Origin of the sequence: Roseovarius amoyensis, from assembly GCF_003260265.1 — a bacterium.
GTDB lineage: Bacteria > Pseudomonadota > Alphaproteobacteria > Rhodobacterales > Rhodobacteraceae > Roseovarius > Roseovarius amoyensis.
On sequence record NZ_QITQ01000002.1, the window covers coordinates 321,179 to 343,496 of the forward strand.

Sequence of the window (22,318 nt, forward strand, 5' to 3'; positions counted from 1 at the left end):
CCCTCCCCCGGCTTCGGGCTAGGCGATGGCGCGAACTGCCCATGAACACAAGGATACGCGCCATGACCAATTCCTCGCTTCTCATCCTGCCCGGTGACGGCATCGGCCCCGAAGTGATGGCCGAGGTCAACCGCATCATCGAGTGGTTCGGCGACCGTCGCGGCCTGGTCTTCGATGTCAGCGAGGATCTTGTCGGTGGCTGCGCTTATGACGTGCACGGGGTGCCGTTGGCCGATGCCACCATGGCGCGCGCGCAAGAGGTGGACGCGGTGCTGCTGGGCGCGGTGGGCGGCCCGAAATACGACAACCTGGATTTTTCGGTCAAACCCGAACGCGGCCTTCTGCGCCTGCGCAAGGAAATGGACCTTTTCGCCAACCTGCGCCCCGCCCAGTGTTTCGACGCGCTGGCGGATTTCTCGTCGCTCAAGCGCGACGTGGTGGCCGGGCTCGACATCATGATCGTGCGTGAGCTGACCTCTGGCATCTATTTCGGTGAACCGCGCGGGATTTTCGAAGAAGGCAACGAACGCGTGGGCATCAACACCCAGCGCTATACCGAGTCCGAGATCGACCGCGTGGCGCGCGCGGCATTCGAGCTGGCTCGCAAGCGCGGCAACAAGGTCTGTTCGATGGAAAAGGCCAACGTGATGGAATCGGGTATCCTGTGGCGCGAGGTGGTGCAAAAGGTGCACGACGCCGACTACCCGGATGTCGAACTGTCGCACATGTATGCCGATGCCGGAGCGATGCAGCTGTGCCGCTGGCCCAAGCAGTTCGACGTGATCGTGACCGACAACCTGTTCGGCGACCTCTTGTCGGACGCGGCGGCTATGCTGACCGGCAGCCTTGGCATGCTGCCCTCGGCCAGCCTGGGCGCGCCGATGGCCAATGGCCGGCCCAAGGCGCTGTATGAACCGGTACACGGCAGCGCGCCCGACATCGCGGGGCAGGGCAAGGCCAACCCCATCGCCTGCGTCCTGAGCTTTGCCATGGCGCTGCGGTACTCCTTTGATAAAGGGGACGAGGCCGCGCGTCTGGAGCAGGCGGTGGAAAAGGTGCTGGCCGACGGCGTGCGCACCGCCGACCTGCTGGGCGAAGAGGGCGCCACGCCAGTTTCGACCAGCCAGATGGGCGACGCCATCCTGGCCGCGCTTGACGCCAGCCTCTGAAGCGATGCTGGCGCGAATTCGTCACTCGGCCCTTGCAACTTGTCCGCTTTGGCAGTAATCGGCGCGTCACGGTCGGAGTGTAGCTCAGCCTGGTAGAGCACTGTCTTCGGGAGGCAGGGGTCGGAGGTTCGAATCCTCTCACTCCGACCAATATTTTCAATAACTTACGAGACCTCCACGAATGTGCTTACTGCTACGGTAAGCACATAGTAAGCACGGCGAGGGTAAACTGAGGTCATTTCGGGTCGAATCTGAGCCGTTCGCCTACCGGCTCAGCAGCTTCGGCATGATCGCGGTCATGGCTGAACGGAACTCACCTTGTCGCCCATTGCCCGGAAACGACACCACCTCAAACTGACACGATGTTCCCGACGCTGCAATCGCAGCTTTGACAGGTGCCGCGATACCTTTCATGAAGGCCACAACAAGGGGCGCTTCGTAGTCCTTCAATCGCATTGCCAATGAGGGGATGCTGGCAGAGTGGATCGCCTGTCGCTCCGACCTGGACAGCCAGTTCACCGGTTCCAGCACCAGATCGTCCAGATAGAAGCCCGCTTGCTTGAAAGCGTCGACAAAGGTTGGATTGTCTCCGATGTGCGGCGCGAGGGCTTGGCGAAACTGCCCGTGAACCTGACCGGTCTGCTTGTAGAAGAAAGCGCCCCCGGCGGGCGCGCTTTCTCCGACGAAAAGCACCTTGATCTTCGCGGGCCGATAACTTGCCCTCAATGGCTCGACGTCTTCATAGGTCATCCGCTGCCGTTCCGCCCCCTAAGATAGATAGAGATATACCCTATAGAGAGCTTGTTTTCCTTAGTGAGCTAGAGTGTCAGGAACGCCCAAAGCCCTGTTCAACACAAACCTCGTCCAGACTCGGGACGCCTCCCGATCCGGGGCCGGATGGTATCTGTGAGCTACTCCCCATCGGTTGGGCAGGATCTGGCGTAACTTAAGCTACTCTCTGCACTTGCTGATCGGGTTGGGTTTCGTCCTTTCTCATCCAGTAGACCACGGCGGGTGGTCTGCCGCCAAGGGCCGAGTGCGGGCGTTGGTGATTGTAGAAGGTCATCCATTTTCGGATGCCTGCCTTTGCCTCCGAGCCGGTTTCCCAGGCATGCAGGTAGACGCACTCGTATTTCAGCGTCCGCAACAGCCGCTCGATGAAGATGTTGTCGAGGAACCGGCCTTTCCCATCCATCGAGATGCGCACGCCGGTCCGGCGCAAGCGGTCCGTCCAGGCAAAGGACGTGAACTGAGATCCTTGGTCGGTATTCATTATCTCGGGCGGGCCGAACTTGTGGATGGCCTCGTTCAGCGCCTCGACGCAGAAGTCGGCCTCCAGCGTGTTCGAGATGCGCCAGGCCAGGACCTTCCGGGTATGCCAGTCCATGATGGCGACCAGATACAGGAACCCGCGCCGCATCGGCAGGTAGGTGATGTCCGAGCACCAAACCTGTCCGAAAAGATGGGACCACTTCATAACTGTGCCCCGGTACAATCGGCGCGTGTCATTGCCAAAAGAGCGTCGTGGCCGCCGACAGCGTGGCTTTTCTGATTGACAGATCGTTCGAGCGGCAAATATGTACGGACATACCTACAAAATGGAGAATCGACATGCGGCAGGTGGGACCAAACCGGTTCAGAGGGGAGATAGGTCTCTATTTCGAGGACTTCGAAGTGGGGCACATCTACGAGCACCGGCCGGGTCGCACCCTGACGGATCAGGACAACATCCAGTTTTCGCTCATGACGATGAACTACCATCCTATGCACTGCGACGCGCATTTCGCCTCGCAGAGCGAGTTTGGGAAGTTGCTGATCAATTCCGGCCTGACCGTAGCGACCGTGCTTGGCATGTCCGTTCCCGAAGTCTCGGGCAAGGCCGTGGCCAATCTCGGCTGGGAAGAGATCAAGCTGATGGCACCCGTCTTCGCTGGAGACACGATCTATGCCGAGAGCGAGGTTCTTGAGAAGCGCGAAAGCCGTTCACGGCCCGGGCAGGGCATCGTCCGCGTCCGCACCCTCGGCAAGAAGCACGACGACACCGTCTTCATGAGCTTCGAGCGCAGCGCTCTTATCAAGAGCCGGGCCGCCGACGAGAAGAACCCGACCAACTACTGAACACGACAGGCGCCAGAAGTGACGCCACCGCAGCAAGGAGGAGAAAGTAATGCAATACACTAGACTTACGGCGGCGCTCGCCGCAGCCACGATGATCTCGGGGATCGCCTCGGCAGAGGACCTTGTGCTGCCAAGCGAGGTCGCCGCGACGCACTGGAAGACCGAGTACATGGAGCAGTTCGCCGCGGATGTCGGCGAGGCGACCGGCGGCGAGATCGAGGTCAAGATCTTTCCCGCGGGCCAGCTCTATTCGGATCAAGCCGCGCTCGGCGCGCTTGGCACCGGCGCCGTCCAGATGGTCTGGCCGGTCTCGGTCCGGCTTGAGACGATCGCGCCGGAGACCGGCGTCATCAACCTGCCCTTCGCCATCTCGGACGAGATGATGCAGAACGAGTGCATGAAGTCCGGCGTAACCGAGCTTCTGAGTGACGAGATGACCGAATCCGGTCTGCGCGTCCTCGGGTTGTTGCGCACTGCCGATCTCTACTTCATTTTTTCCGACCGTGAGATCGCGTCGATGGAGGATCTTCAAGGCGCGAAGGTTCGCGTAACGGGCGGCCGCGTGGTGCAGGACACTATGCGCGCGCTCGGCATCTCTCCGGTTTCGATGGCGGCGTCCGAGATGTCCACGGCGCTCAGCCAAGGGGCCATCGATGGCGTCTTTACCTCGCCGGCGGGGTGGTCTGAGATGATCGGCATGACGGGCAAGAACGCCTTTTACGTTCCCGGCTTCTCGCTCCTGACCTATGCCATTGTCGTCGACGACAACTGGTACCAGAACCTGTCGCCGGAGCAGCGGGACGCGATCAAGAACTCGGTGGACGAAATGGCCGCCACACAGTGGAGCGAGGCGATCGAGAAAGACAAGGTATCGATCGAAAAGATGACCTCGCAGGGCGCGAACCTCGTGACCGTCGACGAGGCCGAGATCGCGCAATGGCGCGAGCTGACCGCCGAGACCTCGGCGAACTTCTCGGACCAGTATCCGCAGGTCGTCGAAGCAATGGATAAATTGAAGGCCGAGTGTGACACCGCAGGATAAACACCCCGAGGGCACCGGCGACGAGACGTCGCCGGTGCGTCCTTCACTTTGGGATCGCTTTGAACAAGGTCCGCTGGTCGGTTTCTCGACCTTGCTGCTTCTTGCCGCGACGATTGTCATGCTCTGCGAAGCGGGGGCGCGCGCGTTCTTTTCGCATAGCTACTTCTGGGCCGAGGAGGCCGTGCGCTTCATGATCATCTGGGGGTTCTTCCTGACCCTTGGCGCGGCGGGGCGCGGCGGGTATCACATTCGCACCGACCTCATGACGCAGATGATGTCGCAGCGTCTTCGGATCATCAGCGGCGTGCTGGCCGCCTTGATCGGCCTTGCCTTCGCGGCGATCCTCTTCTGGGGTTCGATCCCGCAGATCCGTCGCTACTACACGATGGGAATGCTGTCGGAGTCGAATCTCGAATTGCCGATGTGGGCGGTCTTCATGGCCATGCCCATCGGCGCTCTCCTATTTGCCGCCTACTATCTTCGCATCTTTATCCGCGCCCTGAAGGGAAACGATCCCTTCGCCGAGGATGCTGACGGCGCGGCCGGAAAGTTCTGATCCATGATCCTGGCCATAGCTCTCGCCCTCATCCTGATCCTGCTGGCGCTCGGCGCCCATGTCGCGGCCGTTCTCGGCCTGGTGACAGCAGCCATCGTGCTCTTCGTCAGCGGCGTGCCCGCCACGGTGATCGCGCAGACCGCGTTCGCTTCGGTCAATTCCTATCCGCTCATCGCGATCCCGATGTTCATCTTGGCCGGCAACCTGATGATGCGCGGTCAGATCGCTCAGATGATGATCGACCTCCTCGGAAGTCTCGTACGCGTTGTGCGAGGTGGCTTGGCGCTGACGGTTCTGGCGGCGTCCGTGTTCTTTGCCGCCGTGTCGGGCAGTTCGGTCGGATCGGCCGCTGCCATCGGGCGCTCGACCGTGGCTGGTCTGCGCAACGAGGAATATCCGGCGCGCTTCTCGGCCGCGATCGTCGCGGTCGGTGGCACGCTCGGACTGATGATCCCGCCTTCACTCGGGTTCATTCTGATCGGGTCCATCGTCGGTTTGCCGATCGACCGGCTCTTCATTGCGGGTCTCCTGCCCGGCATCATGGAGGCGGCCCTGCTCTCGGTTGCGACCTTTGTCCTCGCGCGTCGCGGCGGTTACGGGGCCAGGGCCCGCAAGCCAGACTGGAGCGGGTTTTTCAGGCTGTTGCCCAAGACCCTGCCGGCAATCATGATGCCGGTGCTGGTGCTCGGCTCGATATACACGGGCTGGATGACACCAACGGAAGTGTCCGCATTTGCCGCCGGCTACGCCGCGATCCTGGGGTTCTTCGTCTATCGAACCGTCGATCTGCGCATGTTCTGGAACACCGCGCGCGAAAGCCTTCTGCAAACGACGATGATCTTTGCGGTCGTCATGGGCGGCTCGCTTCTGGGGTTCATCCTGGCGCGCATGGGCGTGTCGCAGCAGCTTGTCCTGGGTCTTCAGGACGCTGGTCTGACATGGTGGCAGTTCCTGATCATCGTGAACCTGGTGATGCTGATCATGGGGATGTTCCTAGACGGGATCGCCCTGATCGTCCTGACCGCACCGCTGCTTTTCCCGATGGCGCAGGCACTCGGAATCGACCCTGTGCATTTCGCGGTGATAATGGTGGCGAATGTCGAGATCGCGACGCTGACGCCGCCTATCGGCCTGAATCTCTTTGTCATGAGTGGAATCGCCCGCATTCCCGTCCATGAAGTCGCGCGGGGCGTGCTGCCCTTCTACGCGGTACGCCTGCTGGGGTTGTCGCTTATTTCCTTCATCCCGGCGATTTCACTTGCCCTCGTCTGACCAAAGGAAGGACACCATGAAAGATAATGTCCCCGAAAACCGGACCGATGAACCGATCGCGCGGCGCCTTGCGGCCTTCGCGACCGAACTTTCTCCCGGTGATGTTCCGGCGCACGTCACCGAGCGCGCCCGCCTCTTGATGCTGGATGCCGTGGGCATCGCACTGGCTTCGACTGGCTATGACTTCGCTCATCGGATGCATGCCGCGGTGACCGAGCTTGGGTCAGGCGGCGACCGCCGTGCGATCGGCTATGGCACCCGGTTGCAACCGCGCGACGCGGCGCTTTTGAACGGGTTCCTGATCCACGGTCTCGACTACGACGATACGCATACTCCCGGTGTCATCCACGCAACCGCGTCGGTTCTGCCGGCAGCCCTGACCATGGCGCTGGAAACCAAGGCTACGGGCGAGGACATGCAGACTGCCTATATCGCCGGGATGGAGGTCGCGACCCGCCTTGGAACCGTCGCGCGCGGCGGTTTCCACCAAATCGGGTTTCACCCCACCGGCATTGTCGGCATCTTCGGCGCGATCATCGCCGCCGGCCGCCTGCGCGGCCTGACCGAAAGCCAGCTTGCCGCAGCGCAGGGCATCGCCCTTTCGATGGCGAGCGGCTCGCTTGAGTTCCTGCAGGACGGCGCCTGGACCAAGCGGATGCACCCCGGTTGGGCTGCGAGCGCCGCGATCATGGCGGTCACGATGGCCAGCCACGGGTTTGTCGCGCCGAAGTCCGTCTACGAGGGGCGCTTCGGCTTCTTCAACCTATATCTCGGCGAGCGTGCGAAGGACGCTGACCTTTCCGTCGCGACCGCCGACCTGGGTCAGACGTGGGAGTTGATGAACGTTGCCGTCAAACCCTTGCCCGCCTGTCACTTCACCCACGCCTGCGCCGATGCCGCCATCGCGCTCCATGAGGCGCATGGTCTGACGATCGACGAAATCGATGAAGTGGTGGCACTGGTGCCCGAAGAGGTGATCAAGACGGTCTGCGAGCCGCGTGAGTTCAAGATTCGCCCGCAGAACTCTTACGACGCGCAGTTTTCTATTCCCTACGCGGTGACAAACGGTTTGATCCGGGGCCGCTTCGGGCTGAAGGAGCTCGAGACCGAGGCCTACACCGATGCTGACGTGCTGGCCTTCATGCCAAAGGTTCGCCACGAGGTCGATCCGAACTCGCGCTTTCCGAAATACTATTCGGGCGAGGTTATCGTCCGCACGAAGGACGGGCGCGAGTTCTCGCACCGCGAGGACGTCAATCGCGGCGCTTCCGACCGCCCCCTGAGTGCCCACGACATCACGGCCAAGTTCACCGAGAATGCCTGCCTGGTCTGGACCGCGGCCCGCGCGGAACGACTGCGCGATGCGGTTCTGGGGCTGGACGACGCTCAGAATCTCGAACCATTCGAACGGCTGCTGGCCGGATACGCAAATTGAGGGGAAACGATATGCATGATATGCACGATATGCAGGAAGAAGACCGCATGATGCTGGATTCGGTGGATCGTTTCTGCGTCACCGAGATCGACCCGGTCGTCCATGATCTTGAGGCGAAGGACGAATACCCGTTCGAAATCGTCGAGAAGATAAAGGAAATGGGCCTCTTCGGCTGCATCATCTCCGAGGAATACGGCGGGCTGGGCCTTTCAACCGAGATCTATTCGCAGATCATTGAACGGATCGCACGCTCGTGGATGTCGGTGTCGGGCATTGTCAACAGCCACCTCATTATGGCATCGGCCGTTCAGCGCGCCGGCACAGAAGAGCAGAAAGCCGAGTTTCTTCCCCGCTTCGCCACCGGCGAACTGCGCGGCGGTATTGGCCTGACCGAGCCCGATTGCGGCACCGATCTTCAGGCGATCCGAACCACGGCGAAACTCGACGGCAACCACTACGTCGTCAACGGCACCAAGACGTGGATCACCAATTCAAAATACGGCAATTGCATCGCGCTGCTGGTCAAGACCGATCCAAAGGCCGACCCGCGTCACCGTGGTATGTCGCTGCTGATCGCTGAAAAAGGCGAAGGGTTCAACGTCACCAGGAAGCTCGAGAAACTCGGCTATCGCGGCATCGACACCTGTGAACTCGAGTTCAAGGATTACCGCGTGCCGGCCGATCGCCTGATCGGTGGCAAAGAGGGTAAGGGCCTTCAGCAGATTTTGTCGGGACTTGAGCTGGGGCGCATCAATGTCGCGTCGCGCGGCGTGGGCGTTGCTCAGGCGGCGCTGGATGAGGCGACGAAGTATTCCCAAAACCGCAAAACCTTTGGCAAGCCGATCTGCGAGCATCAGGCAATCCAGCTTCAGCTGGGCGAGATGGCCACCCGCACCGAGGCCGCGCGCCTGCTGACGCGATCAGCCGCTCGCGCCTACGACCTCGGCAAGCGCTGTGATATGGAAGCCGGCATGGCGAAATACTTCGCTACCGAAGCCGCACTGGAGAACTCCATCGCCGCAATGCGCATTCACGGCGGCTACGGTTATTCCAAGGAATACAACGTCGAACGCCTTTACCGCGATGCACCGCTCCTGACGATCGGCGAGGGTACGAACGAGCTTCAGCGCATGATTATCGCGAAGCACCAGATCGAAAGGAACCCGGCATGAGCCTTCCCCTGGACGGTCTTCGCGTCCTCGCGGTCGAGCAATATGGCGCCGGACCTTTCGGGACCCAGCATCTCGCCGATCTGGGTGCGGAGGTCATAAAGATCGAGAACGCCGAACATGGCGGCGAGGTCGGCCGTCTTGTCGGCCCCTACTTTTTCGGCGAAGGCGACAGCCACTTCTTCCAGGCGTTCAACCGAAACAAGAAGTCCATCACGCTGAACCTCAAATCTGAAAAGGGCCGCGGCGACCTGCGCCGTCTCGTCGAAGGCGCCGACGCAGTGTTCAACAACCTGCGTGGCGATCTTCCGGCGAAGCTGGGGCTGGACTACGCTGCGCTCGGCAAGGTGAAAAAGGACATTGTCTGCTGTCATCTTTCGGCCTACGGGCGCGAAGGCGAACGGGCGGACTGGCCCGGCTACGACTACCTGATGCAGGCCGAGGCCGGGTATCTGTCGGTCACCGGCGAGCCCGGACAGCCGCCCTCGCGTTTCGGCCTTTCGATCATCGACATGATGACCGGTACGATGTCCGCCCTCGCGCTCGTTTCGGCCGTTCTCGGCGCGCGCAAGAGCGGCGAAGGCCGCGATATCGATACGTCGCTTTATGAAGTCGCGATGCATAACCTGAGCTACCTCGCCACATGGTACCTGAACGAAGGCGTGAACACCGGACGTCACCCCCGTTCCGCGCACCCGTCCCTGACGCCCTCGCAACTCTACCAGACGCGCGACGGCTGGGTGTTCATCATGTGCAACAAGGAAAAGTTCTGGGGCGCCCTTTGCGACGCGATCGGCAAGCCCGGGTGGAAAACCGACGACCGCTTCGGTGACTTCAAATCCCGGCTCGAGAACCGCGATGCACTGACCTTGGCGCTTGACGAAGTGCTGTTGCAAGACGACACCGAGGCCTGGATGAAGAAATTCGGCGGCAAAGTCCCGGCGTCTCCCGTTCACGATATCGGATCGGCCCTCGATGCGCCGTTCGCGCAGGCGCGCGGCACCATCGTCGATGTGCCCCATCCTTCGCGCGGGACGATCAAGACTTTGGCCTGTCCGATCCGCTGTCCGGGCGAGACACCGCCGCTGCAACCCGGCCCGGCGCTCGGTGCCCACAACGACGAGTACCTGGGATCGAACCTCGACAAGGAGGAAAGGGAGAGCATCAATTGACTCGTTCCGAAAAGACATCGCGTTTCGGCGGTCGGACACGCTATGCCGTTCTTGCCGAAGCGTTGCTGGAAGACATCCAGGCGGGCCGCTATCCGGTCGGCAGCCTACTGCCGCCCGAGACTGAACTGTGCCGCGAGTTCGATGTTTCGCGCCACACCGTGCGAGAGGCGCTTCGACGTCTTGTTGATCTCGGGCTGCTTCACCGGCAGGCGGGGATCGGTACCACCGTTCGCGCGGACCGGATCGCATCGCGCTATGTCCAGGTGGGCGAGAACGCCTCTGATCTGATGCGCTACGTGCGTGATGTGAAGCTGCGGATCACGCAATCCGAAAAAGTGACTGCCCAGTCCGATCTTGCCGAACTGATCGGATCGCCCGTCGGAAAGAGCTGGCTGCACCTTTCCGGTGAACGATTCCTCGCCAGCAGCCCCGATACGCTGGTCGCCCTGACCGAGATCTGGATTGCGCGGCGCTTCCACGGCATCGCCGACGGTTTGGTAACACCCTCAGAACCGCTCTATTCGCTGATCGAGAAAGAGTACGGCATCACGACTTCCGAAATTCTACAGAACATCGAGGCGGTCTGCCTCAGTGACCAAGCCGCGCGCAGGCTTGGTACAGACCGCGGCGCGCCGGGCCTTCGTGTGTCACGGACCTACGTTTCGTCCGAAGGCGAAAGCTATGAAACGGCGATTTCGCTGCATCCCGCGGACCGGTTCAGCTACTCCACCACGCTGCGCGTCGAGACCCGCGCACCGGAAGAGGCATGAACAGCCCCTGGGTCGTCCTTGGCGTAACGCTCGCCATTCAGGCCATCACTGCCGCAGCAGCGTTGACCGGCCCCGTTCTCGCGCCCGACATCGCCGGGTCGATCGGAATGCGGGCCGCCCTTGTCGGCGTTCAGGTTGGGATCATCTACGGCGCCGCAGCGATTTCCAGCCTGCTTTCGGGCGGCCTGGTGCGCCGGTTCGGCGCCGTCCGTCTCAGTCAGATCGCGCTTATCCTCGTCGCTGCGGGACTGGGTGTGTCGCTCGCCGGGACCGCCCCTGCTATCGCAGCGGGTGCCGGTCTCATAGGGTTCGGATATGGCGTCGTGACGCCCGCCAGTTCACATCTGCTCGCGCAAAGCACGCCCCGCCATCGCATGGGCCTGGTTTTTTCCCTGAAGCAAACGGGCGTGCCGATCGGCGGTGTCCTTGCCGGTCTTGCCTTGCCACCCCTTGCGCTTGTGTTTGGCTGGCGCAGCGCGGTTGGGCTGACCATCGCAGCTTGCATCGGGATGGCCCTTCTGGCGCAGATAGTGCGCAATGGTCTTGATGGCGACCGCAATCCGGGCAAGGGAATGCGGATGCTGCAGGCGCTGAAGGACATCTTCGCAGATCCCGCGCTGCGCCGACTGGCGTTCGTCTCCTTCGTGTTTGCCGCTATGCAGCTGATCCTGACGGGATATCTCGTGACCTTCCTGACAGAGGCGCGCGGCCTGTCGCTTGCGGTGGCGGGAACAATCATGGCGATCTCGCAGGCGGCGGGCGTCGGTGGGCGTCTTGGCTGGGGCTGGTGCGCCGACCGTTTCCTCGGCACCCGTCCGCTGCTTGCCATCATCGCTGCTCTTTCGGCTATTTGCTCGGCCCTTTTCGCGATCGAGGCGGGAAACGGTGCCGTCTTCTTGATCGTCATTACCGCCGCCGTCTTTGGCGCGGCTGCCATTGGGTGGAACGGTGTATTCCTGGCCGAGGTCGCGCGCATAGCCCCCAAAGAAAGCGTCGGTGCGGCGACAGGCGCCGCGCTTTTCATGACCTATGCCGGTGTCGTCGCGGGCCCCCCTGCCTTTGCCGTGATCGTTTCCCACGCCGGTTTCGCCGTCGCCTTCACCGCAGCCGCCGTCATCATGGCGGCGATGTCCCTCTTCCTCTTCTTCGGCGGTACCGGCCGAGAACGCCAAATCAGCGAGACACCTTCATGAACACTGCACGTTCCTTCCTTTTTGTTCCCGGTGACCGACCGGACCGTTTCGACAAGGCCGTTGCCGCTGGCTCTGACTGCACGATCCTCGATCTCGAGGACGCGGTGAACCCGTCCGATAAGCACGCGGCGCGACAAGCGGTAAAGGCATGGCTCGATACCGGCAACCGCGCTGCGCTGCGCATCAACCCGCCCGGTACCGAGTTTTACCAGGACGACCTCGCCCTTGTCTCGCACCCGAATCTGACGGCGGTCCTGCTTCCCAAGGCCGAAAGCCCTGACGAATGCCGCGCGATCCTGTCCCGAATGAACGATGGCATTTCCCTGCTGCCGCTGATCGAAAGTTCCACGGGCGTTCTTCGCGCAGCCGAGATCGCCGCCGTCCCGGGCGTCGCCCGTCTGCTTTTCGGAAGCGTCGATTTCATGACCGAGTGCGGCATCACCGACGACACATGCGGTCTGCTTCACGCGCGCAGCGTGCTCGTGCTGGCGTCCACCGCCGCCGGGCTTGCCGGTCCGGTGGATGGCGTGACGCTGGCGCTGGACGATGACGACCAACTCGCGGCGGATTGCGCCGCGGCGCGCGGACTGGGCATGGGCGGCAAGCTGTGCATCCACCCCCGGCAGGTCAAGGGCGTCAACGCTGGCTTCTCTCCGTCCGATGGCGAGATCGAACAGGCACGTCGAATCGTGACTGCTGCCGAAGAAGCAGGCGCGAAGGGCGCGATCCGTCTCGACGGCAAGCTTGTGGACATCCCGGTCGTCGTTCGCGCCCGACGCCTGCTGGAACAAGCCGGAGGCTGAAATGGACGTTGACGTCGAAACCATCAACCGTGCGCCGCGGGGTTTTCAAGGGACCTGCAGGCGTCATGGCCTCACGCCCCGCGCATTGCACTCCTACGCGCCGCAAGAGGTCCTGGCGCCGAAGCACGTTACCCACGACCGGGAATTCGACGCGCGCCAACAGGTGCGCATCGAACTCGTCCTCAAGTGGCGCTCCCATCGCTTGAAGCTCGAAGAGAACCGCCAACTTATCAACCCGTGTGACAACAACGGGCCGGAAGCGCAGGCTGCGCGCTGGCTTGAAGTGCTCCGCGGGCAAAGCCACTATCCGCGCGCCGAACGTGAGCGCCGGGATATCAACATCGACCTCATCGGAGACGAAGCCGCCCATGTCTAATCCAGTTCTCGACGCTATCCTTTCCGAACTGAACGGCGCGCGCTGCGTTCTGGATATCGGCTGCGGCGCTGGCGGCCTCGCCCGTGCCCTTACCGCACGCGGATTCGACGTTGAGGGCATCGACCCCCAGTCAGAGGCAATCGACCGCGCTTGTGCGCTGGTTCCAGACGCGACCTTCCACGTGGCTTCCGCCGCCGCACTCCCTCATCGGGAGAACAGCTTCGATGCCACCGTCTTTCTGAATTCGCTACATCATGTGCCGGTACCGGACATGGACGCGGCGCTGTCCGAGGCGGGCCGCGTCACCCGGCCGGGCGGGCTCGTTGTCGTCGTCGAACCGATGGCCCAGGGTCCACTCTTCGAGGTGCTGCGCCCGATCGACGACGAGACCGAGATCCGGGCCGCAGCGCAGGCCGCGATGGATCGCTTCACGTTGACTGCCGCGACCAACCTGCGTTTTGACCGGGTGTCGCACTACGCCGACATGGAGGCATTCACCGCCTCCCTCCTCGCCGGCGACCCTACCCGCGCCGCCGCCATCGAGGCCAACTTGAAAACCCTGAGCGCCAGCGTCGCCCGCCACGGCGAGCACCAAGACGCCGGCTTTACACTTGTTCAGCCCATGCTCCTTCGAAGCTTCAGGCGGCGTCCGCAATTGAAATCAGGTGAGGCAGGGTCGAGGCTGAGATAATCGATGATTTCTCATTGATGGCGCAAGGCTTCGATCGGGTCCAGACGTGCGGCACGACGCGCGGGGAAATATCCAAAGATCACTCCTACGGCGGCCGAAAACAGGAATGCAATCGCCACGATGACCGGGTCCGGACTGAACGGAATGGCCATGTAGTTGGAGGCAACCGCGGCAAGCCCAAGGCCCAGCAGGATGCCTATAATGCCACCAATCATGGAAAGCACGATCGCCTCGACCAGAAATTGCAGCAAAACCTGATTGGCGGTGGCACCAACAGCCAGCCGAATGCCGATTTCGCGGGTGCGTTCGGTCACGGACACGAGCATGATGTTCATGATCCCGATCCCCCCGACCAGAAGGCTGACGGCCGCGACGGCGGATAGCAGGCCGGTCAGCACATCGGTGATCCCCGTCAGCATTGACGCCATCTGCTTCATGTCGCGCACATTGAAATCGTCTTCCTCACCGGTGCCGATGCGGCGGCGTTCGCGCATCAGCGCTTCGATATCGGTCAGGGTGCGATCCGTAGACACGGTGGTGGCGGCGGCCACATAGATCATCGTGATATCCGTTGACCCTGTGATCCGGCGTTGAAACGCCTTGATCGGCATCAGTACGATATCGTCCTGATCCGAGCCGAAACTGGAGGCCCCCTTGGCCTCGAGCAGGCCGATCACTTCGCAGGTTACATTTTTGAGGCGTATTTTCTCGTCAATCGGATCGGTGTTGCCAAACAATTCCTGACGCACCGTTTCGCCGATGATGCACACGGCTTTGCCCGAGCTTTCCTCGGTAGGCAGAAAACTACGCCCCAGCACAACCGGCCAATCGACCACGTCGAGATACCGATTATCGGTGCCGGCAACGGACGTGCGAGTGTCCTCGGTGCCGTAAACCGCGTTCAGGCTGGTCTGATTGTAGGGGGCGGCGGTGCGCACGCTGGAAAGCTGATCAATCAGCGCCTCAACATCCTTGGCATCCAGCGCCGCCGAGACGGAATTGTTGCCCGGCCCCATCTGTCCAGCACCGGGCATGACCATCAGCACGTTTGTGCCCAGCTTGGCCACATCCGCCGTCACCTGGTCCGAGCTGCCTTGCCCGACCGTCACCATGGCGATCACGGCGGCCACGCCGATGACAATGCCCAGCACCGTCAGAATCGAGCGCAAGGTGTTGCGAAAGATGGCCTGGATCGCCAGGCGGATCGTTTCCCAGATCATGCGCTGTGCCTTTCGTGGCCGAAGACTTCGGAGGGCGGTCCGTCGCGTTCGATCTGGCCATCGACCATCCAGATCACCCGCTGGGCGTAAGTGGCCATGTCTTCCTCGTGGGTGACCATGACAATGGTGATGTGGTCGCGTTCGTTGAGCAGCTTCAGCAACTCCATGATTTCCAGCGAGAGTTTCGTGTCCAGATTGCCCGTCGGCTCATCCGCCAGAATGACCTGGGGATTGCCGACCAAAGCCCGGGCAATCGCTGCGCGCTGCTGCTGGCCACCCGACAATTCCGATGGATCGTGGTGTTCGCGCCCCTTCAGCCCGACCTTTGCCAGCGCATCCAGCGCCTGTGCGCGTCGCTCGGCGGCGGGAACGCCCTTGTAAATCAACGGCAATTCCACATTTTCCAACGCAGAGGTGCGAGGCAGCAGATTGAACCCCTGAAACACGAACCCCAGGTAGTTGCGGCGCAGGATTGCGCGCTGGTCCTTGGTCAGATTACCGACATGCACGCCGTTGAACAGGTAATCACCGGTGGTGGGGCTGTCGAGACAGCCGATCATGTTCATCGCCGTCGATTTGCCCGACCCGGACGGCCCCATGATCGCCACGAACTCTCCCTTTGTGATCGACAGACTGACCCCATCCATGGCGCGCACTTCTGCTTCGCCGTGGCCGTAGGTCTTCGTGATGTTGCGCAGTTCGATAACGGGCGCACTCGCATCCTTGCTATCGGCCATCTTAATTGCCTTCGATCATATCGGTGATGACCTGATCTCCGCTTGCCAGATCGCCGCCGGTTACAATGGTTTGCAAGCCGTCGCTGTCGCCCGTTTCAACTGGGATCTCGACAGCCGCCCCATCGCGAGACACCCAAACGGTGCTGTCGGACACCGCCCGCGTGGCGCCGCCCCGGTTGCGCGACGGCATGACCAGCCCCAACAAGCCGCCACCGCCATCCGACGATTCCTCTTCGACCACCTGCGGCGGGGCAAAGCGCAGGGCCGCATTGGGCGCCAGCAGCACGTCGTCATATTGCGCGACGATCACATCCGCCGTGGCCGTCATGCCGGGGCGCAACAACAGATCATCATTCTCGACCGACAAGATCGCTTTGTAGGTGACCAGACCGTCGACGCTTTCCGATGCATAGCGCACCATGGATATCTGGGCCGGAAACAGCATGTCATCATAGGCATCGACGGTGAAACTTGCCTTGTCTCCTACCTTGATGCGGCCGATATCAGCCTCGGCCACATCGACCTGCAACTCCATCTGTGTCAGATCCTCGGCGATGGAAAACAACTCGGGCGCTGACAGGCTGGCGGCGACGATCTGCCCGGCATCAACCGAGCGGTCCAGCACCACACCGTTGATCGGGGAAACGATGGTGGCCTTGCTCAGGATTGCCTGCTGCGATTCCAGCTGGGCCTGCGCCAGATCCACGTTGGCCTGCGCGCTGGCCGCGCTGGCGCGCGCGCGCTCCAAAGCCGCCTTGGAGGCGGTCAGGTTAGTCTGCGACGTCACGCCGCGCTGATCCAGTTGCCGGACAATTTCAAAATCCGCCTCCGCTTCAAGCAGGCTGGCGCGGGCGCTGGCCAGCTGTGCCTCGGCAGCCGCGTGGCTGGCGACCTGGACAGACAATTGGGCATCCAACTGTACTGTGTCCAACCTGGCCAGCACCTGTCCGGCTTTGACGGGATCATTGTAATCCACCAACACTTCGGCGATCGTTCCGGACAGCTCGGATGAAATCTCAACCTTGTTGGTCGGTTCGATCGTGCCCGTCGCCGAAACAGTCACCGTCAAATCTCCCCGGGTGACCGTTTCGGTAAGATAGCTCACTTGGGCGCGCTCTTCGGCGCCTTGCATCCACCAGACCCCCAGCGCCCCAACCAGGACCGCTGCGCCGATCCATCCCAACCATTTCAGGGGATGGCGTGTAGATTTTCCGAGGCCAAGAGAAGCTTCGATTTCGCGTTGCGTTTCATTCATTCGCCGGTCCGATCCGATGGAGCACTTGCACAGACCCTACAGCAACCAAGATCGAGAGCCATGCTTCAAGTGCTTTACGTGGTCGGGGGGATTTTCCGTCGCTGTTTATGAAATGACCTGCCCTCCGCGAAATCCCTCCCCATGATGTAGAGTCTGCGCCAACCGCGAAGGAGCAGACACATGCGAAAGAGCCGTTTCACCGAAGCGCAGATAATCGGGATGATCAAGGAGCAGGAGGCGGGGTATTGTCAGATTGCCCGGACTCGTTCGTTCTTCCCCGGTCCTGAGCCTTGAGACTCTGGCATAATTCCCTTGGTTACTTGGTTGTCGCCAAGTAACGCCCAAACAAGCCAGCCCAAATCCGCACCGAAAACCCTACGACAGGATTTTTCTCTGACAAGGCAGGGTAGGGCGATGCCAACCCCGCCTCAACCTATGTTCCTTTGACACCGCCCCTCGATGGTGTCGTACCAGCGGATCCAGAGCAGATGGGGCTGGTTTCGAATATTTTGAATGGATATTGTTTTGTCACGCCGGCAGGGTAGGGTGGTGCCGGCCCGGGCTCGACCCGAGTTCCCTTGACGGCACCTGTGCGAAAGGTAGTGGAATTGAAACCGACAGATACCACCGATCCAGAGTATTTCCACAAGGTTGTCGACTGCCAGTATGCCTGCCCGGCGCACACTCCGGTGCCTTTCTATATCCGCCTCATCGCGCAACAAAGATACACCGATGCCTACCTCGTCAACTGGGAGAGCAATGTGTTTCCCGGAGTGCTGGGCCGGACCTGTGACCGCCCTTGCGAGCCGGCCTGCCGCCGGGGCCGGGTCGAGGAAGAGCCGGTTGCGATCTGCCGACTGAAACGGGTGGCCGCCGATTTCAAGGATGATGTTGCCGATCGTCTGCCGAAGGCTGGGCCGGCGAATGGCAAGAAGATCGCCCTGATCGGTGGCGGGCCGTCCTCGCTGACCGTGGCGCGCGATCTCGCCCCGCTCGGATTCGAGCTGCATCTTTATGAGGGCGAAGCCAAGGCCGGGGGCTTCATGCGGTCGCAAATCCCGTCATTCCGCCTGCCCGACAGCGTTCTGGACGAGGAAGTGGGGTATGTGCTGGGCATGGGTGTCCTGACCCGCTTCAACACCTATATCGACAGCATGGCCGACATCCTGACCAAGGGCTATGACGCCGTTTATGTCGGCTGTGGCGCCCCGAAAGGGCGTGATCTGCCGAACCTGCCCGGGCGCGTAGAAGCCGATGCCAATATCCATATCGGGATCAACTGGCTGGCAAATGTCGCCTTCAATCACACCGACAAGATCGGCAAGAAGGTGATCGTCCTGGGCGGAGGCAATACCGCGATGGATTGCTGCCGCACCGCGCGCCGTCTGGGTGGCGCGGACGTCAAGGTCATCGTGCGCAGCCCCAACGCCGAGATGAAGGCTTCGCCCTGGGAAAAGGAAGATGCCATTCACGAAGGCATTCCGATCATCGACAACCACGTGCCTCGCGAGTTCGTGCTGAAGAAGGGCAGGCTGGTCGGCATGAATTTCGAAAAGGTCAAAGCCGTTTACCATGACAACGGCCGCCGCGAACTGGTGCCCACCGGCGAAGAGCTTGTGTTCTTTCCCTGCGACGACGTGCTGATCGCGATCGGTCAGGAAAATGCGTTTCCCTGGATCGAAAAGGAGACCGGCATCAGGTTCACCAGCTGGGGAACGCCGATCCTGAATGATGACGAGACGCTGCAATCCACCCGCAAGGAGGTTTTCTTTGGCGGTGACGCGGCGTTTGGCCCCAAGAACATTATCACCGCCGTGGCGCATGGCCACAAGGCGGCGGTGTCGATTGATCTGTTCTGCCGTGGCAAGGATCCGGGTGAACGCCCGGCACCCCATGTCAATCTGTTCAGCCAGAAGATGGGCATCCATGAATGGAGCTATGCCAACACGCCGATAGCCGATAAGCGCGAGGCGGTGCCATTGGTGGAACTGGAACGGGCTCTGAAGGATCGCGCGCTCGAAGTGGAGCTTGGCTTTGATCCCGAGACCGCGTTCATACAGGCCGAACGCTGCCTCAACTGCGATGCTCAGACCGTTTTCAGTCATACTCTTTGCATCGAATGCGATGCCTGCGCCGATATCTGCCCGACCAGTTGCATCAGTTTCGTGGAGAACGGCGCCGAGGACGACCTGCGCGGCCGCCTGACGGTTCCCGCGCTTGACACCGACCAGGACATATACGTTTCCGACACACTCGACACGGGCAGGGTTCTGGTCAAGGACGAAGATGTCTGTCTGCACTGCGGATTATGCGCCGAACGGTGCCCGACAACCGCGTGGGACATGCAGATGTTCTTTTACAACATGGCCAAAGCGTCGCCTGACCTGGTGGAGGTCGAATGAAACAGATCAGTGGCATCAATGATTTCGTGGTGAAGTTCGCAAATGTGAACGGCTCTGGATCGGCCAGCGCCAACCACTTGTTCGCAAAGGCGATTTTTCGCATGGACATCCCTGTCAGTCCGCGCAACATCTTTCCTTCGAACATCCAGGGCCTGCCGACTTGGTACGAGGTGAGGGTCAGTTCCAAAGGGTGTCTGGGTCGGCGTGGCGGTGTTGATCTGATGGTCTGCGTCAACCCGCAAAGCATGGAAAAGGACATCGCCAGCATCGAGCCCGGCGGCTATTTCGTGTATGATTCCACCAAACCCCTCGAAGCGCACCTCAAGCGGGACGACATTACCTATCTCGGTATCCCGATGACCGAAATTTGCATGCGCGAATTCAAGAGCCCGCGCCTGCAGCAACTGCTCAAGAACGTTGTCTATGTCGGGGCGATGGCGGCGTTGCTGAACATCGATTTTCCGATTCTCAAGAACCTGCTGAACGACCAGTTCAAGGGCAAAGAAAAGCTGATCTCGTCAAACGCGCATGCGCTCGATCTGGGGTACAACTTCGCGCTCGAGACCTTCGACTGCCCGCTTCCGATCCGGCTGCAGAAGGGGGGCAATGACGCGCCGCATATCCTGGAAAGCAGGCACATCCTGATGAATGGCAACACGGCCGCCGCGCTTGGTGCGATCTATGGCGGTGCCACGGTTGCGGCCTGGTATCCGATCACGCCGTCAACCTCGGTCGTCGATGCCTTCGCGAAATATGCGGCACGACTGCGGATCGACGCCGGCACCGGCAAGAGGAATTTCGCCATTGTCCAGGCCGAGGACGAGCTTGCCGCCATGGGCATGGTGGTGGGCGCCAGCTGGAACGGTGCGCGGGCTTTCACCGCCACCTCCGGCCCCGGCCTGTCGCTGATGAGCGAGTTTCTGGGTCTGGCCTATTTCGCCGAGGTGCCGGTGGTGCTGATCGACGTGCAGCGGTCGGGCCCGTCAACCGGCATGCCCACCCGTTCGCAGCAATCCGACATTCTGGCGGCCGCCTACGCCAGCCACGGCGATACCAAGCAGGTGCTGCTGTTTCCGGCCACCCCGCGCGAGTGTTTCGACATGACGGTTCAGGCATTCGATCTCGCGGAACGTTTGCAGACCCCGGTGATCATCATGTCGGATCTCGATCTCGGGATGAATGACTGGATGTCGCCACCGCTGGAATGGGACGATAATTACCGGATGGATCGCGGCAAGGTTCTGGATGCCAAGGCTCTGGACAACGTCGAAAGATGGGGGCGCTATCTGGACGTGGACGGCGATGGCATATGCTATCGCACATTGCCGGGCACGCATCCCGACAAGGGCGCGTATTTCACCCGCGGCTCATCGAAGAACGAGATGGCGGTCTATTCCGAAAGCGGCGACGACTACGTTCAGAACATGGATCGCCTGTTGCGCAAGTTCGAGACCGCCAAGAGCTATGTGCCGGCGCCCAAGACCCATCCGCCGATCGCGGTCGAGACCCCGAAGACCACATTGAAACTCGGGGCGCTGTTTTTCGGTACCTCGGCCTCGCCCGCCTATGAGGCGGTCGAAATGCTGGCAGATGAAGGGTTTTCCATCGACACCATGCGCATACGCGCCTTCCCGTTCCATGAAAGCGTGGACCAGTTCGTCCACGACCACGACCTGGTTTTCGTGATCGAGCAGAACCGCGACGGGCAGATGCGCCGGCTGATTATCAATGAATGCGAAATCCCGCCGGGCAAGCTGATCCCGGTCCTGAACTATTCGGGCACGCCGATCACTGCGCGCAAGATCGCCCGCGAGATCCGCGAAGCCCTGAGCGCCAAGAGCGCCGATGTCGTCCCGCTGCACCCGGAGACCGCCTGATGTCTTATATCAAACCGAAATTCCGCCACCCGGGCCTGCCAAGGAACGCGCTGGGCATTACCGTTGCCGAATATGACGGGGCGATTTCAACCCTTTGCGCGGGCTGCGGCCATGACAGCATCTCGGCGGCAATTCGCAACGCGTGTTTCCTGTCCTCAATTCCGCCGCACCGGATCGCCAAACTGTCAGGCATCGGCTGCTCCTCGAAGATGCCGACGTATTTCCTGGGCAAGAGCCACGGCTTCAATTCGGTGCACGGTCGAATGCCGTCGGTGGCCACCGGCGCCAGCCTGGCGAACCGTGACCTTACCTATATCGGCGTCTCGGGTGATGGAGATACAGCCTCGATCGGCATGGGCCAGTTCATTCACCTGATCCGGCGCAACGTGAACATGACCTATATCGTGGCCAACAACGGCTGCTACGGGCTGACCAAGGGCCAGGACAGCGCCACCGCCGATCTGGGCTCTATCAGCAAATCGGGCGCCGCCAATTCCTTCGACGGCATAGACCTTGCCAGCCTCGCGCTGTTGCAGGGGGCAAGCTTTGTCGCCCGCAGCTTTTCCGGCGACAAGGAGCAGCTGGAACCGTTGTTCCGCGCCGCCATGGCGCATAACGGGTTCGCGTTCATAGATGTCGTCTCGCCCTGCGTGACCTTCAACAATCATGTCGGTTCCACCAAGAGCTATGCCCAAACCCGCGAGCATCTCGATGTCATGCCGCTTGATTACGTCCCCATGCGCGATGAGATCCGCACCCAATACGATGCCGGCACCAGCCGGGGGGTAACCTTGCACGACGGTTCGGTCATCCAGTTGCGCAAGGCCAGCGTCGATTATCAGACCGATGACCGCAATGCGGCGATGCTTGCGGTACAGGAGGCACACGACGACGGCCGAATTCTGACCGGGCTGTTGTTCCTTGACCCCAATACTCAGGATCTCAACCAGAACCTCAAGCTCGCCGGCAAGCCGCTGAACGAGCTGAGCACGGATGAGCTCTGCCCTGGCAGCAAGGTTCTGAACAGCATCAACGAAGGCCTGCGATAAGGCTGTTTGTCG

Annotated in this window: 20 protein-coding genes, 1 tRNA gene and 1 pseudogene; 17 read left to right on the forward strand and 5 right to left on the reverse strand. The window is 61.4% G+C overall.

The features are described 5' to 3' along the window. Nucleotides 1-62 precede the first annotated feature (62 nt). Both leuB and DL899_RS03550 read left to right on the forward strand, forming a co-directional pair. Nucleotides 63-1,169 carry a 3-isopropylmalate dehydrogenase gene (gene leuB / locus DL899_RS03545; protein ID WP_111732460.1) on the forward strand — a complete coding sequence of 369 codons (1,107 nt, stop codon included), beginning with the start codon at nt 63-65 and terminating at the stop codon, nt 1,167-1,169. A 73-nt stretch (nt 1,170-1,242) separates the two neighbouring features. Continuing rightward, a tRNA-Pro gene (locus DL899_RS03550) sits at nt 1,243-1,319 on the forward strand. Nucleotides 1,320-1,433: 114 nt separating this feature from the next. On the opposite strand, the gene DL899_RS03555 is transcribed toward DL899_RS03550, so the two are convergent. Together DL899_RS03555 and DL899_RS03560 are read right to left on the reverse strand one after the other, a co-directional pair. After that, on the reverse strand, nt 1,434-1,919 hold the full coding sequence (locus tag DL899_RS03555) for a hypothetical protein (RefSeq protein WP_111732462.1): 486 nt from the start codon (nt 1,917-1,919) through the stop codon (nt 1,434-1,436). A 196-nt stretch (nt 1,920-2,115) separates the two neighbouring features. Further along, a pseudogene (locus DL899_RS03560) lies at nt 2,116-2,622 on the reverse strand (IS3 family transposase); the annotation flags it as partial. Nucleotides 2,623-2,780: 158 nt separating this feature from the next. Between DL899_RS03560 and DL899_RS03565 the strand changes: the two are divergent. From DL899_RS03565 to DL899_RS03620, 12 genes are read left to right on the forward strand one after another with little or no spacing between them, the layout of a single operon-like run. Continuing rightward, nucleotides 2,781-3,287 carry a MaoC family dehydratase gene (locus tag DL899_RS03565; protein ID WP_111732617.1) on the forward strand — a complete coding sequence of 169 codons (507 nt, stop codon included), beginning with the start codon at nt 2,781-2,783 and terminating at the stop codon, nt 3,285-3,287. A 49-nt stretch (nt 3,288-3,336) separates the two neighbouring features. Next, nucleotides 3,337-4,329, forward strand: coding sequence for a TRAP transporter substrate-binding protein DctP (dctP, locus tag DL899_RS03570; protein ID WP_111732464.1), 993 nt, complete (start codon nt 3,337-3,339; stop codon nt 4,327-4,329). Further along, nucleotides 4,313-4,885 carry a TRAP transporter small permease gene (locus DL899_RS03575; RefSeq protein WP_204355238.1) on the forward strand — a complete coding sequence of 191 codons (573 nt, stop codon included), beginning with the start codon at nt 4,313-4,315 and terminating at the stop codon, nt 4,883-4,885. Before dctP ends, DL899_RS03575 begins: the two co-directional genes overlap by 17 nt. Nucleotides 4,886-4,888: 3 nt before the next feature. After that, nucleotides 4,889-6,157, forward strand: a complete 1,269-nt coding sequence (locus DL899_RS03580; RefSeq protein WP_111732466.1) for a TRAP transporter large permease — start codon at nt 4,889-4,891, stop codon at nt 6,155-6,157. A 16-nt stretch (nt 6,158-6,173) separates the two neighbouring features. Further along, nucleotides 6,174-7,592, forward strand: coding sequence for an MmgE/PrpD family protein (locus DL899_RS03585; RefSeq protein WP_111732468.1), 1,419 nt, complete (start codon nt 6,174-6,176; stop codon nt 7,590-7,592). 11 nt (nt 7,593-7,603) lie between these two features. Continuing rightward, nucleotides 7,604-8,764, forward strand: coding sequence for an acyl-CoA dehydrogenase family protein (locus tag DL899_RS03590; protein WP_111732470.1), 1,161 nt, complete (start codon nt 7,604-7,606; stop codon nt 8,762-8,764). Next, complete coding sequence (locus tag DL899_RS03595) at nt 8,761-9,933, forward strand: CaiB/BaiF CoA transferase family protein (protein ID WP_111732472.1); 1,173 nt, start codon at nt 8,761-8,763, stop codon at nt 9,931-9,933. The genes DL899_RS03590 and DL899_RS03595 overlap by 4 nt, the downstream gene beginning before the upstream one ends. Further along, a complete protein-coding gene (locus tag DL899_RS03600; RefSeq protein ID WP_111732474.1) occupies nt 9,930-10,703 on the forward strand; it encodes a GntR family transcriptional regulator in 774 nt (257 codons plus the stop codon). The genes DL899_RS03595 and DL899_RS03600 overlap by 4 nt, the downstream gene beginning before the upstream one ends. Then, nucleotides 10,700-11,896, forward strand: coding sequence for an MFS transporter (locus tag DL899_RS03605; protein ID WP_111732476.1), 1,197 nt, complete (start codon nt 10,700-10,702; stop codon nt 11,894-11,896). Before DL899_RS03600 ends, DL899_RS03605 begins: the two co-directional genes overlap by 4 nt. Continuing rightward, a complete protein-coding gene (locus tag DL899_RS03610; RefSeq protein ID WP_111732478.1) occupies nt 11,893-12,699 on the forward strand; it encodes an HpcH/HpaI aldolase/citrate lyase family protein in 807 nt (268 codons plus the stop codon). Before DL899_RS03605 ends, DL899_RS03610 begins: the two co-directional genes overlap by 4 nt. Nucleotide 12,700: 1 nt before the next feature. Then, on the forward strand, nt 12,701-13,075 hold the full coding sequence (locus DL899_RS03615) for a MerR family transcriptional regulator (protein WP_111732480.1): 375 nt from the start codon (nt 12,701-12,703) through the stop codon (nt 13,073-13,075). Beyond that, the gene (locus tag DL899_RS03620; protein ID WP_111732482.1) at nt 13,068-13,766 is read left to right on the forward strand and encodes a class I SAM-dependent methyltransferase; all 699 of its coding nucleotides are present in this window, start codon (nt 13,068-13,070) and stop codon (nt 13,764-13,766) included. Before DL899_RS03615 ends, DL899_RS03620 begins: the two co-directional genes overlap by 8 nt. 11 nt (nt 13,767-13,777) lie before the next feature. Here DL899_RS03620 and DL899_RS03625 read toward each other — a convergent pair whose 3' ends face one another. From DL899_RS03625 to DL899_RS03635, 3 genes are read right to left on the reverse strand one after another with little or no spacing between them, the layout of a single operon-like run. Further along, nucleotides 13,778-14,986, reverse strand: a complete 1,209-nt coding sequence (locus tag DL899_RS03625; protein WP_111732484.1) for an ABC transporter permease — start codon at nt 14,984-14,986, stop codon at nt 13,778-13,780. Continuing rightward, complete coding sequence (locus tag DL899_RS03630) at nt 14,983-15,723, reverse strand: ABC transporter ATP-binding protein (RefSeq protein WP_111732486.1); 741 nt, start codon at nt 15,721-15,723, stop codon at nt 14,983-14,985. The genes DL899_RS03625 and DL899_RS03630 overlap by 4 nt, the downstream gene beginning before the upstream one ends. Nucleotide 15,724: 1 nt before the next feature. Beyond that, nucleotides 15,725-16,978, reverse strand: coding sequence for an efflux RND transporter periplasmic adaptor subunit (locus DL899_RS03635; protein WP_111732488.1), 1,254 nt, complete (start codon nt 16,976-16,978; stop codon nt 15,725-15,727). A 608-nt stretch (nt 16,979-17,586) separates the two neighbouring features. On the opposite strand from DL899_RS03635, the gene DL899_RS03640 reads away from it, so the two are divergent. The 3 genes from DL899_RS03640 to DL899_RS03650 are packed head-to-tail and all read left to right on the forward strand — an operon-like array spanning nt 17,587 to nt 22,306. Continuing rightward, nucleotides 17,587-19,380: an FAD-dependent oxidoreductase gene (locus tag DL899_RS03640; RefSeq protein ID WP_111732621.1), complete on the forward strand. Its 1,794-nt coding sequence runs from the start codon at nt 17,587-17,589 to the stop codon at nt 19,378-19,380. Beyond that, nucleotides 19,377-21,257: a 2-oxoacid:acceptor oxidoreductase subunit alpha gene (locus DL899_RS03645; protein WP_111732490.1), complete on the forward strand. Its 1,881-nt coding sequence runs from the start codon at nt 19,377-19,379 to the stop codon at nt 21,255-21,257. The genes DL899_RS03640 and DL899_RS03645 overlap by 4 nt, the downstream gene beginning before the upstream one ends. After that, the gene (locus tag DL899_RS03650; protein ID WP_111732492.1) at nt 21,257-22,306 is read left to right on the forward strand and encodes a 2-oxoacid:ferredoxin oxidoreductase subunit beta; all 1,050 of its coding nucleotides are present in this window, start codon (nt 21,257-21,259) and stop codon (nt 22,304-22,306) included. Before DL899_RS03645 ends, DL899_RS03650 begins: the two co-directional genes overlap by 1 nt. Nucleotides 22,307-22,318 lie beyond the last annotated feature (12 nt).